This is a genomic window from Cupriavidus sp. SIMBA_020 (assembly GCF_046535395.1).
Classification (GTDB): Bacteria; Pseudomonadota; Gammaproteobacteria; order Burkholderiales; family Burkholderiaceae; genus Cupriavidus; species Cupriavidus campinensis.
Genome location: NZ_JAWRWU010000233.1, coordinates 1 through 329 on the forward strand (window position 1 = coordinate 1; position 329 = coordinate 329).

General features: G+C 67.8%; 1 pseudogene. It reads right to left on the bottom strand.

Annotated features, from left to right (window positions below):
* A pseudogene (locus SB751_RS28975) lies at positions 1-80 on the bottom strand (DUF2795 domain-containing protein); the annotation flags it as partial.
* Positions 81-329 lie beyond the last annotated feature (249 nt).

The following is a 329-nucleotide window of genomic DNA, read 5'->3' on the forward strand; positions in this document are numbered from 1 at the left end:
GCGGCCAGCACGTCGGCGATCTGCAGGTCGATCGCTTCGCCGGGGATATCGTGCGGGGGGAGAGCGGGTTTGTCGTTCACGTCGGCGTCTCGCTGGTTGAGCGGGAATCGGTTCGTAGCGGAAGGCTGCGCCGTTCGGGGCGACCCGCCCGGACGGCTGCACTGCGGGGACGGCGATCGACTCAGTGCCCGCGCCGCACGCGGCGCCACGGATGCTTCCAGTCGATATGCGGTGCGTTTTCGTCGCGCGGATGCTGGCGCCGATGTTCCTGCCACAGTTCGTCGGAGAACAGCGCAGCCACGATCACGAGTGGCAGCACGAGGAAGATG